The organism is Pseudomonas sp. GV085 (assembly GCF_003050925.1).
Classification (GTDB): Bacteria; Pseudomonadota; Gammaproteobacteria; order Pseudomonadales; family Pseudomonadaceae; genus Aquipseudomonas.
The window spans coordinates 76,946-90,925 of sequence record NZ_QAOV01000009.1 but is presented as its reverse complement, the minus strand read 5'-3'; the positions used below and the strand labels follow the sequence as shown (position 1 = coordinate 90,925).

The window sequence follows — 13,980 nt, the reverse complement described above, 5'->3', positions numbered from 1 at the left end:
TGGGTCGCGAAGCGGCCCCAAAAAATGGGACTGCTACGCAGTCCAGCGGGAGCAAGCTCCCTCGCCACAGTCTCAGGTAATCGGCGCCGGGTTGAACAGGGTGATGTCGTTATGCAGCTTGTGCTGCTCGGCCCACGTCTGTTTCTTGCCGCTCGCCACATCCAGGTAGTAATGGAACAGCTCCCAGCCCAGTTCCTCGATCGATGCGCGGCCGGTGGCAATACGCCCGGCGTCGATGTCGATCAGGTCCGGCCAGCGTTGCGCCAGTTCCGTCCGGGTCGAGACCTTGACGACCGGGGCCATGGCCAAACCGTAAGGCGTACCACGACCGGTGGTGAATACATGCAGGTTCATCCCCGCCGCCAGCTGCAAGGTCCCACAGACAAAGTCGCTGGCCGGGGTCGCGCAGAAGATCAGGCCCTTTCGCTTGAAACGCTCGCCTGGGCCAAGCACGCCATTGATAGCGCTGCTGCCGGACTTGACGATCGAGCCCAGGGACTTCTCGACAATGTTCGACAACCCGCCCTTCTTGTTGCCCGGCGTGGTGTTGGCGCTACGATCTGCCTCGCCCTTTGCCAGGTAGCGGTCGTACCAGTCCATTTCCCGCACCAGTTCCTGGGCGACGTCCTGGTTTTCCGCGCGGGAGGTCAGCAGATAAATGGCATCGCGCACTTCAGTGACTTCGGAAAACATTACCGTCGCACCGGCCCGTAGCAGCAGGTCCGAGGCATAACCGAGCGCCGGGTTGGCGGTGATACCGGAGAACGCATCACTGCCGCCGCATTGCATGCCAAGGATCAGCTCGGACGCCGGCACGGTTTCCCGACGGCGCTGATCGAGCCTCTTCAAGCGCGTCTCGGCCAGCTCCATGATCTGCTCGATCATCTCGGTGAAGCCGTGGCTGGAATCCTGTAGCCGATACAACCACGGCTCGCTGAGATCCACCGAACTGTCGTTCTCGTGCATCACCTGCCCGGCCTGCAACTTCTCGCAACCCAGGCTGATGACCAAGGCTTCGCCGCCCAGATTCGGGTTACGTGCCAGGTTGCGTACGGTACGAATCGGGATGTAGGCGTCGGTGGCGGTGATGGCCACGCCACAGCCGTAACTGTGGGTCAGCGCCACCACGTCATCGACGTGCGGGTACTTGGGCAGCAACTCGGCCTTGATACGCTTGACCGCATGATCGAGCACGCCGGTCACGCATTGCACGGTGGTGGTGATGCCGAGAATGTTGCGCGTGCCAACGGTGCCGTCGGCATTGCGATAACCCTCGAAGGTGAAACCTTCCAGCGGTGCCTGCGCGGCCGGCACATCGGTGGACAGCGGCAGGCTATCCAGCGGTGGCGCGGTTGGCATGCGCAGTTGATCTTCCTTGACCCAGCTACCGCGGGGAATCGGCTGCAAGGCGTAGCCAATGACCTGGCCGTAACGAATCACCTGGCCACCTTCGGGAATGTCTTCCAGAGTGACCTTGTGGCTCTGCGGCACGAAGTCCAGGGTGACCAGGCCGTCCGAAAATTCGGTACCGGCCGGTACGCCCTGATCATTGACCACGATGACCACGTTATCCCGCTCGTGCAGGCGGATGTAGCGCGGCGAGTCGGAATGTTCAATCAACTGCATGACGCCGCTCCTCAGGAATGCGCTTGAGACAATTTGCCAGGGGCTTCAGTACCGTTCGCGGGCGGCTCTTTGAGTACCACGCGCTTGATCGGGCCCACGATGACCAGATAGCTGAACACTGCGACCAAAGCGTTGCAGCCGACAAACACCAGTGCCCACTTGAACGAACCGGTGGAGCTGATGATGTAGCCGATGACGATCGGGGTGGTGATGGAAGCGAGGTTACCAAAGGTGTTGAACAGGCCACCGCTCAGGCCGGCGATCTGCTTCGGCGAGGTGTCGGACACCACCGCCCAGCCCAGAGCGCCCACGCCTTTGCCGAAGAATGCCAGGGCCATGAAACCGACCACCATCCATTCAACATCCACGTAGTTGCAGGCCACGATGCTGCTGGAAACCAGCAGGCCGGCAATGATCGGCGCCTTGCGGGCGAAGGTCAGGGAATGGCCTTTGCGCAGCAGGTAATCGGAAATCACCCCGCCCAATACACCACCGATGAAGCCGCAGATCGCCGGCAAGGACGCAATGAAACCGGCCTTGAGAATGGTCATGCCGCGTTCCTGCACCAGGTACACCGGGAACCAGGTCAGGAAGAAGTAGGTGATGCCGTTGATGCAGTATTGGCCCAGGTATACGCCGAGCATCATGCGGTTGGTCAGCAACTGCCGGATATAGTCCCACTTCGGACCATCGGTCTTCTTGCCTTTGCCCTTGTCCTGATCCATGTCGACCATACCGCCGTTGTCGGCGATGTGCTTGAACTCGGCATCATTGATCATCGGGTGCTGACGCGGGCTGTGGATAACCTTCAGCCAGATCCCGGAGAAGATGATGCCGATCACGCCCATGACGATGAACACGTGCTGCCAGCCGAAGCTGTAGACGATCCAGCCCATCAGCGGCGCGAACAACACAGTGGCAAAGTACTGCGCCGAGTTGAAGATCGCCGAGGCAGTGCCGCGCTCAGCGGTCGGGAACCAGGCCGCTACGATACGTGCGTTACCGGGGAAGGATGGCGCTTCAGCCAGGCCCACCAGGAAGCGCAGCATGAACAGCGCAACCACTGCCGTGGACATGCCGAACTCGCCGACATAACCCTGCAGCACGGTGAACAGCGACCAGGTGAAGATACTCAACGCGTAGATTTTTTTCGAACCGAAACGGTCCAGCAGCCAGCCACCGGGGATTTGCCCGGCCACGTAGGCCCAACCGAATGCGGAGAAGATGTAGCCGAGGGTAACGGCATCAATGCCCAGGTCTTTCTGCAGGCTGGAGCCGGCGATTGCGATGGTAGCCCGGTCGGCGTAGTTGATCGTGGTCACCAGAAACAGCATGAGCAGGATCAAATAGCGGACGTGAGTCGGCTTTTGGGTCGATTGCATGTAGATGTACTCCCACTGATTATTTTTATGCGCGGGTGAATCTTTGGTGTTTCCTTGTAGGAGCGAGCCTGCTCGCGATGGTGGTCAACGATGACGCGGGGCATCAGGTTTACCGTCGCGACCTCAAGACCATCGCGAGCAGGGCTCGCTCCTACAGGAGGGTGGTGCGTTACGAACCGATGTAGGCAGTCTTCACAACGGTGTAAAACTCTTGCGCATAGCGACCTTGCTCACGTGATCCATAGGATGAACCTTTACGCCCACCGAACGGAACGTGGTAATCCACACCGGCGGTCGGCAGGTTGACCATCACCATCCCTGCCTGGGAGTGGCGTTTGAAGTGGTTGGCGTACTTCAAGGACGTGGTGGCAATGCCCGCCGACAGCCCGAACTCGGTGTCGTTGGCCATGGCCAAGGCTGCTTCGTAATCGGCGACACGGACGATGTTGGCCACCGGGCCGAAGATCTCTTCCTGGCTGATACGCATCGAGGCTTCGCTGTCGGCAAACAGGGTTGGCGCGAGGAAGTAGCCCTCGGTGTCGCACGTCACCAGACCACCGCCGCTGACCAGACGCGCACCTTCGGACTGGCCGATGTCGATGTACTTCATGTCCTGTTCAAGCTGAGCCTGGGAAACCACCGGACCGATATCGGTACCGGCTTTCAAGGCGTGACCGACCTTGATCGACTTCATGCGCTCGGCCATGGCTTCGACGAACTGGTCGTGGATGCCGGCGGTGACGATAAAGCGGCTGGAAGCGGTGCAACGCTGGCCGGTGGAGTAGAACGCGCTCTGTACCGACAATTCGACCGCTTGCTTGAGGTCGGCGTCGTCGAGAATGATCTGCGGGTTCTTGCCACCCATTTCCAGCTGAACCTTGGCCTGGCGCGATACGCAGCTGACGGCGATCTGACGACCCACGCCCACGGAACCGGTGAAGCTGATGCCATCGACTTTCGGGCTGTTGACCATTGCATCGCCCACCACGCGACCGCTGCCCATCACCAGGTTGAACACACCGGCCGGGAAGCCTGCGCGGGAGATGATTTCGGCCAGGGCCCAGGCGCAACCCGGAACCAGGTCCGCCGGCTTGAGCACGACGCAGTTGCCATAGGCCAGGGCCGGAGCGATTTTCCATGCAGGGATGGCAATCGGGAAGTTCCACGGGGTGATCAGACCGACCACGCCCAGGGCTTCGCGAGTGACCTCAACGTTGACGCCCGGACGCACCGACGGCAGGTAGTCGCCGGACAGGCGCAGGCATTCACCGGCGAAGAACTTGAAGATGTTGCCGGCGCGGGTCACTTCACCGATGGCTTCAGGCAGGGTCTTGCCCTCTTCCCGGGCCAGCAGGGTGCCGAGCTCTTCGCGGCGGGCGAGGATCTCGGTACCGACTTTGTCCAGGGAATCATGACGCGCCTGAATGCCGGATGTGGACCAGGCCGGGAACGCGGCACGGGCGGCGTCGATGGCGGCGTGGACCTGAGCCAGATCAGCCTTGGCGTAGTCGCCGATGGCGTCGGTCAGTTCGGACGGGTTGATGTTGGTCGAATAGTCGCCGCCGGCAACCCACTCGCCGTTGATGTAGTTATCGAAACGCTTTGAATCAGTCACTGGACTGCCCCTTGATAAAAAGACCTCACGCAAAAAGCCGCCGATTGCTCAGCGGCCCTGGTTTTATCGAGTGTTACTGCGCGCCCTGCTTGTCGATCAGCGCAGCGAGCATTTCGTACTCTTCACCGGTCAGATCGGTCAGCGGTGCGCGCACAGGACCTGCGTCGTAGCCGGCAATTTTTGCCCCGGCCTTGACGATGCTCACGGCATAACCGGCCTTGCGGTTGCGGATGTCCAGGTACGGCAGGAAGAAGTCGTCGATGATCTTGCCGACGGTGGCGTGATCTTCACGAGCGATCGCGAGGTAGAAGTCCATCGCGGTTTTCGGGATGAAGTTGAACACCGCCGAGGAGTAGACCGGTACGCCCAGGGCCTTGTAGGCGGCGGCGTAGACTTCGGCGGTCGGCAAGCCACCCAGGTAGCTGAAGCGATCACCGAGGCGGCGACGGATCGACACCATCAACTCGATATCACCCAGGCCATCCTTGTAGCCGATCAGGTTCGGGCAGCGCTCGGCCAGACGTTCCAGCAGCGGCGCGGTCAGGCGGCAGACGTTACGGTTGTAGACCACCACGCCGATGTTGACCGATTTGCACACCGCTTCAACGTGGTCGGCAACGCCGTCCTGGCTGGCTTCGGTCAGGTAGTGCGGCAGCAGCAACAGACCTTTGGCGCCCAGACGCTCGGCTTCCTGAGCGTATTCGATGGCTTGACGGGTCGAACCGCCCACGCCGGCCAGAATCGGCACGCTGGTGGCGCAGGTGTCGACGGCGGTCTTGATGATTTCCGAATATTCGCTGGCCGCCAGAGAAAAGAACTCACCGGTGCCGCCCGCAGCGAACAGCGCCGAGGCGCCGTATGGGGCCAGCCATTCGAGACGCTTGATGTAACCCGCGCGATTGAAGTCGCCCTGAGCATTGAAATCGGTAACCGGGAAAGACAGCAGACCGGCAGAGAGGATGGACTTCAGTTCTTGTGGATTCATTATTCGAACACCCTGGATAGCGACGTAGTGTGAGAAAACCGTTCAGCCCGCGCTGAAGTTGTAGGTCATCGTACAACTTAAAATACAACCGTCAACTGCATTTCATCGCCGCGGGTGAAAATTGTTCGACAAAAATGCGTTTAACCCTTGTTTTACAGGGCTTCCATGGAAGGGAGAACAGGGACGATCACACCTCGAAAAATAGGCGCTCAGGAGATACGTTGTCGGAAGATAGGGACAGGAATAACTGGAGTGAGGCCAGTTTTCTGGGCCGAGAAAAGGTTTGTGGAGTGGCGGGTGGCCCCTTCGCGAGCAGGCTCGCTCCCACACTGGATCGGGAGCGAATCCAGGACCCGGGAATATCCACGATCAACTGTGGGAGCGAGCCGGCTCCGGGCGGCGCTCCGACGAAGACGGAATATCAGACTATGAATCGCTGAAACAGAACGCTTAGCCCCGCTGCGCCTCAGCCTCTTCATGCGCATGACGCAACCGCTCACGGCTGTTGGTCAGGTGCAAACGCATGGCGGCCCGGGCCGCATCGGAATCCTGACGGGCAATGGCGTCGTAGATTTCCTCGTGCTCACGGCTCAGGCGACTCATGTAGTGCTGCTGGTCATCATGGGCCAGGCGCGCGGAATTCAGCCGTGTGCGCGGAATGATGCTGGTGCCCAGGTGGGTCATGATGTCGGTGAAGTAGCGGTTGCCGGTGGACAGCGCGATTTCGAGGTGGAAGGCGAAGTCCGAAGCCACGGCGTCACTGGCGTGAGCGACGCTTTCATTCAACGCATCGAGGGCGGCGCGCATGTTGGCCAGTTGTTCCGGACTGCGACGTTGCGCCGCCAGCCCGGCGGACTCCACTTCCAGGCTGATGCGCAGCTCCAGGATCGCCAGCACATCGCGCAAGGTCACCACGGTCGCCGGGTCGATACGGAAACCGCTCGGGCTCGGCGTGTCGAGCACGAAGGTGCCGATACCGTGGCGGGTTTCCACCTGCCCTGCCGCCTGCAAACGGGAAATCGCTTCGCGCACCACGGTGCGGCTGACGCCATGGGCATCCATGATGGCCGACTCGGTGGGCAACTTGTCGCCACGCTTGAGATGACCGTCGCGGATCTGCTCGGACAGCACCGTCACCAGTTCCTGAGCGAGGCTGCGGCGCTTGCGTGGGAGGCGTGGTGCGTCGTTCAGGTTTTCCATGGTGAACATCTGTCTCGAAAAGTTCGGCTGCTGAAAGCACATCATAGCGCAACGCGGTTGTACGATCACCTTGACCTTGTAGGAGCGAGCTTGCTCCGGGCGGCGATCCGACGATGGACTTGAACGCACCGCGTTTATTCAGAATGCACGCGTTATCGTTAGCCTCCATCGCGAGCAAGCTCGCTCCTACAAGGAATCGGGGTGTTCAGGCGGTTACGGCCTGGTCCACCAGATGGCCATTCTCGATACGAATGTGCCGCGGGTGGAAGCGCTTCAAGCTGCTGCGGTGGCCGACGCTGACAATGCTCAGCCCCGGCAACTCATCGATCAGCGCCTGATACAGCGTGGCCTCGTCCTCTTCGTCCATCGCCGAGGTCGCTTCGTCCATGTACAGCCATTGCGGTGCATAAAGCAGCGCACGGGCAAAGGCCAGGCGCTGCTGCTCACCCGGTGACAACATGCGCTGCCAGTGGTTGGCTTCGTCGAGACGGGCAGTCAGGTGCGGCAAGCGACAGGTTTCCAGGACCTGCACGTAGCGTTCGTTCGGATAGATATCGCCAGCCTGTGGATAACTGAGAACATCACGCAGGGTGCCAATCGGCAAATACGGTTTTTGCGGCAGGAACAGATAACGCGCCGCTGGCAGGCGAATACTGCCGTGGCCGGCCGGCCACAGATGGCCCATCGCCCGCAGCAGGGTCGACTTGCCGCTGCCGGAACGACCGCTGAGCATCACACGGTCGCCCTCCTCCACGGTCATGTCGGCGTTGGTCAGCAGGTGACGACCTTCAGCCAGGTCGAGGCCGAGGTTGTGCACCTTCAGCACCGAGCCCGAATTCTGTACGTCGATGGCCGGCGCACGCTCTTCGTTGTCACGCATGGCCTGGTGGAAACTCAGCAGACGATCGCAGGTGGCGCGCCAGGAAGCGAGGCTCTGGTACGCGCTGATGAACCAGCTGAAACTCTCCTGCACATTGCCGAATGCCGAGCTGATTTGCATCAGCTCGCCCAGTTCGATCTTTCCGGAGAGGTAACGCGGCGCGGCAACCATGAAGGGGAAAATGATGGCGGCCTGGCTGTAACCGGCGGTGAAGAACGTCAGGCGCTTGGACACTTTCATGATGTCCCAGAAGTTATGCCAGACCATCCCGAAGCGACTGCTCAACCGACGATTTTCGTTCGGTTCGCCGTTGTACAACGCGATGCTTTCGGCATTCTCGCGAATCCGCACCATGGAGAAACGCAGGTCGGCTTCGAAGCGTTGTTGTTGGTTGTTCAGGCCGATCAGGCGACGACCGATCAAATGCGTCAACCAACTGCCCACCACGGCGTAAACCAGGACACACCAGAACATGTAGCCGGGAATGGTGATGCCGAATACTTCAATGCTGCCCGACACGCCCCACAGAATGATCGAGAACGACACCAGGCTGACGATATTGCGCAGCAACCCGATCCCCAACTCAAGGGTGTTGGAGGTGAAGTTGTTGAGGTCTTCGGAAATCCGCTGGTCCGGGTTATCGGTGTAACCGCCCTGCTCCAGCTGGTAGTAGTTTTTATCACCCAACCAGCGGGCGAAATGCTTTTCGGTGAGCCATGCCCGCCAGCGGATCGTCAGCATCTGCGTCAGGTAGAGCCGATACACCGCACCGACGATCGCCACCGCCGCAATCGCGCAGAAGTACAGGATCAGTTGCCAGAACGCCGCTTCGTCCTTCTTTTGCAGGGCGTTGTAGAAATCCTTGTACCAGGTGTTGAACCACACCGAGATCCCCACGCTGATCAGCGACAATGCAATCACCGCGATCAGCAGTGTCCAGGCCTTGACCTTCTCCTCACTGCGCCAGTAAGGCGTGATCATCGCCCACACTTTGCGAAAAAACTGCCCGCGCACGGCGTCGTTGACCGCGGAGTACTCAGCGTTCTGATTCATGGATAAGGCTCGATAGAGAAAAGAACACAAACGAACCGATCATAGATGATCGGTTCGATTTGTCGCGAGATATGGCCCGCATTCGTTCAGCTCAGGTTCAGCGGCGAACGGGACGCTTCTGCAGTTTGCGCTGCAGGGTGCGGCGGTGCATGCCCAGGGCACGGGCGGTGGCCGAGATGTTGCCTTCGTGCTCGGTCAGCACGCGCTGGATGTGCTCCCACTGCAGGCGGTCCACGGACATCGGGTTTTCCGGCACCAGGCTGTCGAGGTCAGCGTGTTCGGACAGCAGCGCCGCCAGTACGTCGTCGGCGTCCGCCGGCTTGCACAGGTAGTTGCAGGCACCGCGCTTGATCGCCTCGACGGCGGTGGCAATGCTCGAATAGCCGGTGAGGATCACCACGCGCATTTCCGGGTCCATTTCCAGCAATTTGGGCAGCAGCACCAGGCCGGAATCGCCGTCCATCTTCAGGTCCAGAGCGGCGTAATCCGGCAGGTCGGCCTTGGCCAGCTCCAGGCCTTCTTCGGCGGAACCGGCAGTGCTGACACGAAAACCGCGGCGGGCCATGGCGCGGGCCATGACGCGGGTGAACGTGGCGTCGTCATCGACCAGCAGCAAATGCGGCAGTTCTTCGCCTTCGACTTGGATCTCTTCACTCATGTTCGTCTCCTCGGGCGACACGGGGCAGGCGCAGCTCGGTGAGCGTGCCGCCTTCCTCATGGCTGTAGAGTTTCACTGAGCCGCCGGCGCGTGTCACGCTGGCCTTGCTCAAAAACAGGCCCAGGCCGAAGCCTTTGCCCTTGGTGGTAAAAAACGGTTTACCGATTTGCTCGGCGATGGCCAGCGGCACGCCGGCACCATGATCACGAATGCTGATGGTGAGGTTTTCCCAATCCCAGTCCAGCGTCACTTGCAGCCCTTCGGGGCAGGCATCGGCGGCGTTGTTCAACAGATTCAGCAAAGCCTGGGTCAGGTCTGGCGGCGGCGCCATGCGTGGGACCGGACCCTGGCCGAGGCGCTGGAAGCGATAACTGGCTTCCGGGCGCATCAGGTGCCAGCGATTAAGGGCTTCATCAAGCCAATCGGTGACGTCCTGCATCTCCACCGCCAACCGGCGATTGGCCTCGGCGGCGCGCACCAGATGCTGCAAGGTCTCTTTACACAACTTGACCTGATCCTGCAGCACGCTCAGGTCATCCTGCAACATCGGGTCATGGTGGTCCTGACGCATTTCCTTGAGTAGCACACTCATGGTCGCCAGCGGCGTGCCCAGTTCATGGGCCGCACCGGCGGCCTGGGTGGCGACGGCCAGCAGTTGTTGATCGCGCAGGCCTTCTTCGCGACGAATGGCGCGCAGCTCTTCCTGACGGCGCAGCTCTTCGGCCATGCGCGCGGCGAAGAACGTGATCACGGCGGCGGCGAGGGCGAAGCTCAACCACATCCCGTACACCTGCAGGTTTTCCCGAGCGATCGGGAAGGTTTGCAGTGGGTAGAACTGCGCCAGCAACAGCGTGTACATCGTCAGCGCGATACCCGACAGGACCACCGAATAACGCCATGGCAACGTCACCGCGGCAATGGTCAGCGGCACCAGGTAATAGGAGACGAAAGGGTTGGTCGAGCCACCGGAGAAATACAGCAAGGCGCTGTGGATAAACAGGTCGCAGGCCAGTTGCACGGCGTATTCGAGCTCGGTTACCGGCCACGAGGTACGCAGGCGAATCGCCGTGAACAGGCACAACAGCATCGAACAACCGAGGGTCGCAGCCAGTTGAAACCAGGGCAGCGGCAACAATTCGAGCCAGTAGGCCAGGCCCACGGAGCCGGCCTGTGCGGCCAGCACCAAGGTGCGGATGAACGTCAGCCGCCAGAGGTTCTGGCGAGTGGCAGAAGTGATTTGAACGGGGGCGAGCATGAGCTCTCCTGATGAGCGCTCCAGGCGGATCGCAGGGAGTATAACCAAGCGCGGGGGCTGACAGGCAAAAGTGCGGCAAACGGCCACACGCATGGAATGCTTCAAGACGCCTCCTGTAGGAGCTGGCTTGCCAGCGAAGGCGGTGTGTCAGCCAAGATAATTACAGATCGTGATGCCCTCTTCGCTGGCAAGCCAGCTCCTACAAGGATTACAGGTGCCTCGATCTGTATAGAAGTTGTAACTGTGCGAACCGGAGCATAAAAGCTAGAGTCTGATGGTTTCACGCAGGCCCGGACCATACCCCTGCGCACCTTTCAAGGAGCCTTCATGTACAGATTCCGCCGCAGCGCCGCCCTCCTCGCCCTGAGTGTCGGCACCGTCGCCAGCCTCCCGGCCCTGGCCGCCGACGAGCTGCATTACAACCAGATTTCCCTGCGCGCCGAAGTCAGTCAGGAAGTGGCCCGCGACTTGATGATCGTGACCCTCTACACCGAAGAACAGAACAGCGACCCGGCCAAACTCGCCGCCGACGTCAGCACTGCAATGAACAAGGCGCTGGCCCAGGCCAGGAAAGTCAAGGACATCACCCTGCGTCAGGGCAGTCGCAACAGCTACCCGACCTACGATACCAAGGGCCAAAAAATCACCGGCTGGCGCGAGCGCGCCGAATTGCGCCTGGAGAGCTCGGACTTCGCCGCGCTGTCGAAGCTGACCGGCGAACTGCTCACCGACCTGAAAATGGGCGGCATGGACTTCGCCATCGCCACCCCGACCCGCAAAGCCAGCGAAGACGCCCTGCTCAAGGACGCCGTGACCGCCTTCAAGGCCCGCGCCCAACTGGCCACCGACGCCCTCGGCGGCAAGAGCTACAAAATCGTCAACCTGAACCTCAACAGCAACGGTTATCCACAGCCTTACCTGCGCGCGCCGATGATGATGAAAGCCGCCGCCATGGACGCCGCACCGGTGACGCCAGATGTTGAAGCCGGCACCAGCCAGGTCAGCATGACCGCCGATGGATCGATTGAAGTGCTGATGCCTTGAATCGATAGCCTCTGAATAAAAAACGGCGATCACTCACATGATCGCCTTTTTTATTCAGAGGCTATTTTCAGGCATGAGCTATAAATGAAGAGCCCACTGAGAAAAGCCGACAGTTGCACCGGGTGCAACTGAGATTGATTGGCCACTATCGGTGCAACAATAACCACTCTTATTTACGCCATACCCACCTCACAAAACGGGGGTATAAATAAGTAACACTTCGCCCTGATCGGGAGCACCCTGCGCTCAGGACGCACCGTGAAAGTGCGTCGTTTGCACCGTGAAAATGCCGCGCAAACGGTTAAATGCGGCAAGTTTTATACAAATGCGACATTAAGGTACGTTCGTACCACCGTTTCAGGCTTGTAGTCACTCTGGATCTTGCATTGGGTATGGCCCCTGCATAAGTATCCGCAGGCACGACTCACGAGGTCGTCCTCTAATTCCAAAAATGACAACAAATCATGAGGCCACCATGCTTAAACACGCGGTCATTCCGTTTTTAGTTGGCGCAAGCTTGCTAGCCAGCGCACCGTTCGCCCAAGCAGCGACTAACCTGGTGTTCTGCTCCGAAGGGAGCCCGGCCGGTTTCGATCCAGGTCAATACACCACCGGAACCGACTTCGACGCCTCTGCAGAAACCATGTTCAACCGCCTGACGCAGTTCGAGCGCGGCGGCACCGCCGTTATTCCTGGTCTGGCAACCAGCTGGGACGTCTCCGATGACGGCCTGACCTACACCTTCCACTTGCGTGAAGGCGTCAAGTTCCACACCACCCCGTATTTCAAGCCGACTCGTGAGTTCAACGCCGACGACGTGCTGTTCACCTTTAATCGCATGATTAACAAGGATGATCCGTTCCGCAAAGCCTACCCGACCGAATTCCCGTACTTCACCGACATGGGGATGGATACCAACATCACCAAGATCGATAAAGTCGACGACAAAACCGTCAAGTTCACCCTCAAAGACGTTGATGCCGCGTTCATCCAGAATATGGCCATGAGCTTCGCCTCGATCCAGTCCGCCGAGTACGCTGCCCAGCTGCTCAAGGAAGGCAAGGCTGCCGACATCAACCAGAAGCCGATCGGCACCGGCCCGTTCGTATTCAAGAGCTACCAGAAAGACTCCAACATCCGCTACACCGGGAACAAGGATTACTGGAAGCCTGACGACGTGAAGATCGACAACCTGATCTTCGCCATCACCACCGACCCGTCGGTACGTATCCAGAAGCTGAAGAAGAACGAGTGCCAGGTCACCCTGTTCCCTCGTCCGGCCGACCTGAAAGCGCTGCGTGAAGACAAAACCCTGAAGCTGCCTGACCAGGCTGGTTTCAACCTCGGTTACATCGCCTACAACGTGATGCCCAAGGTCAAGGGACAAACCGATGCGAACCCGCTGGCCGAGCTGAAAGTGCGCCAGGCGCTGGACATGGCGGTCAACAAGCAACAGATCATCGACTCCGTGTACCAGGGCGCCGGCCAACTGGCCGTCAACGCCATGCCGCCGACCCAGTGGTCCTACGACACCACCATCAAGGATGCGCCGTACAACCCTGAGAAAGCCAAAGAGCTGCTCAAGGAAGCCGGCGTGAAAGATGGCACCGAAATCGTTCTCTGGGCAATGCCGGTACAGCGTCCATACAACCCGAACGCCAAACTGATGGCAGAAATGCTGCAGTCCGACTGGTCCAAGATCGGCCTCAAGGTCAAGATCCAGAGCTACGAGTGGGGCGAGTACATCAAGCGCTCCAAAGGTGGCGAGAACCAGGCGATGCTGATTGGCTGGAGCGGTGACAATGGTGATCCGGACAACTGGCTGAACGTGCTGTTCGGCTGCGACTCGCTGGAAGGCAACAACTTCTCCAAATGGTGCGACAAGAAGTTTGACGACATCGTCAAGCAAGCCAAGCGCACCTCAGACCAAAGCAAGCGCACCGAGCTCTACAAACAAGCGCAACACGTGCTCAAAGATGCTGTGCCTATGACACCTATCGCTCACTCGACGGTGTTCCAACCCATGCGCGCCAACGTGCAGGATTTCAAGATCAGCCCATTTGGCTTGAACTCCTTCTACGGCGTCAGCGTCAGCAAGTAAGGCATTGCTACGGTGACGTTTCTGACGTCGCCGTAGCTTTATCTACCGAGAAAGCAGGAATTTGCCTACATCCAAATCCGCAGCTGACTACAGCATCGGGGGAGGACGCGCCGCCATTTCCTACGAGCCTTTAGGACTTTTCGCATTTACTGCCGGACCCATGGCTCATACCGTCGGGATC

General features: G+C 59.7%; 10 protein-coding genes. 2 read left to right on the top strand and 8 right to left on the bottom strand.

The genetic code is table 11. The annotated features are described in order from the left end of the window. Positions 1–72 precede the first annotated feature (72 nt). From garD to C8K63_RS19425, 8 genes are all read right to left on the bottom strand, one after another. The gene (gene garD / locus C8K63_RS19460) at positions 73–1,626 is read right to left on the bottom strand and encodes a galactarate dehydratase (RefSeq protein WP_108218185.1); all 1,554 of its coding nucleotides are present in this window, start codon (positions 1,624–1,626) and stop codon (positions 73–75) included. 11 nt (positions 1,627–1,637) lie between these two features. Next, on the bottom strand, positions 1,638–3,008 hold the full coding sequence (locus C8K63_RS19455) for an MFS transporter (protein ID WP_108218184.1): 1,371 nt from the start codon (positions 3,006–3,008) through the stop codon (positions 1,638–1,640). A 169-nt stretch (positions 3,009–3,177) separates the two neighbouring features. After that, positions 3,178–4,623: an aldehyde dehydrogenase family protein gene (locus C8K63_RS19450; RefSeq protein WP_108218183.1), complete on the bottom strand. Its 1,446-nt coding sequence runs from the start codon at positions 4,621–4,623 to the stop codon at positions 3,178–3,180. Positions 4,624–4,696: 73 nt separating this feature from the next. Next, on the bottom strand, positions 4,697–5,608 hold the full coding sequence (gene kdgD / locus C8K63_RS19445) for a 5-dehydro-4-deoxyglucarate dehydratase (protein ID WP_108218182.1): 912 nt from the start codon (positions 5,606–5,608) through the stop codon (positions 4,697–4,699). A gap of 450 nt (positions 5,609–6,058) precedes the next feature. Continuing rightward, the gene (locus C8K63_RS19440; protein ID WP_177413290.1) at positions 6,059–6,808 is read right to left on the bottom strand and encodes a FadR/GntR family transcriptional regulator; all 750 of its coding nucleotides are present in this window, start codon (positions 6,806–6,808) and stop codon (positions 6,059–6,061) included. Positions 6,809–7,013: 205 nt separating this feature from the next. Then, positions 7,014–8,741, bottom strand: a complete 1,728-nt coding sequence (locus tag C8K63_RS19435) for an ABC transporter ATP-binding protein/permease (protein WP_108218181.1) — start codon at positions 8,739–8,741, stop codon at positions 7,014–7,016. Between the two features lie 97 nt (positions 8,742–8,838). Continuing rightward, a complete protein-coding gene (locus C8K63_RS19430) occupies positions 8,839–9,399 on the bottom strand; it encodes a response regulator transcription factor (RefSeq protein ID WP_007973041.1) in 561 nt (186 codons plus the stop codon). Further along, on the bottom strand, positions 9,392–10,654 hold the full coding sequence (locus tag C8K63_RS19425; RefSeq protein ID WP_108218180.1) for an ATP-binding protein: 1,263 nt from the start codon (positions 10,652–10,654) through the stop codon (positions 9,392–9,394). The genes C8K63_RS19430 and C8K63_RS19425 overlap by 8 nt, the downstream gene beginning before the upstream one ends. Positions 10,655–10,981: 327 nt before the next feature. Here C8K63_RS19425 and C8K63_RS19420 point away from each other — a divergent pair, with 327 nt between their 5' ends. Continuing rightward, positions 10,982–11,698 (top strand): SIMPL domain-containing protein, encoded by a 717-nt coding sequence (locus tag C8K63_RS19420; protein WP_108218179.1) that lies wholly within the window; start codon positions 10,982–10,984, stop codon positions 11,696–11,698. A 475-nt stretch (positions 11,699–12,173) separates the two neighbouring features. After that, entirely contained in the window at positions 12,174–13,799 is a 1,626-nt protein-coding gene (locus C8K63_RS19415; protein ID WP_108218178.1) for an ABC transporter substrate-binding protein, read from the top strand. Positions 13,800–13,980: the final 181 nt, after the last annotated feature.

Coding starts and splice junctions, on each gene's coding strand:
- C8K63_RS19420 (WP_108218179.1), top strand. CDS start 10,982: ATGTACAGATTCCGCCGCAGCGCCGCCCTCCTCGCCCTGAGTGTCGGC.
- C8K63_RS19425 (WP_108218180.1), bottom strand. CDS start 10,654: ATGCTCGCCCCCGTTCAAATCACTTCTGCCACTCGCCAGAACCTCTGG.
- kdgD (WP_108218182.1), bottom strand. CDS start 5,608: ATGAATCCACAAGAACTGAAGTCCATCCTCTCTGCCGGTCTGCTGTCT.
- C8K63_RS19440 (WP_177413290.1), bottom strand. CDS start 6,808: ATGGAAAACCTGAACGACGCACCACGCCTCCCACGCAAGCGCCGCAGC.
- C8K63_RS19435 (WP_108218181.1), bottom strand. CDS start 8,741: ATGAATCAGAACGCTGAGTACTCCGCGGTCAACGACGCCGTGCGCGGG.
- C8K63_RS19415 (WP_108218178.1), top strand. CDS start 12,174: ATGCTTAAACACGCGGTCATTCCGTTTTTAGTTGGCGCAAGCTTGCTA.
- garD (WP_108218185.1), bottom strand. CDS start 1,626: ATGCAGTTGATTGAACATTCCGACTCGCCGCGCTACATCCGCCTGCAC.
- C8K63_RS19455 (WP_108218184.1), bottom strand. CDS start 3,008: ATGCAATCGACCCAAAAGCCGACTCACGTCCGCTATTTGATCCTGCTC.
- C8K63_RS19430 (WP_007973041.1), bottom strand. CDS start 9,399: ATGAGTGAAGAGATCCAAGTCGAAGGCGAAGAACTGCCGCATTTGCTG.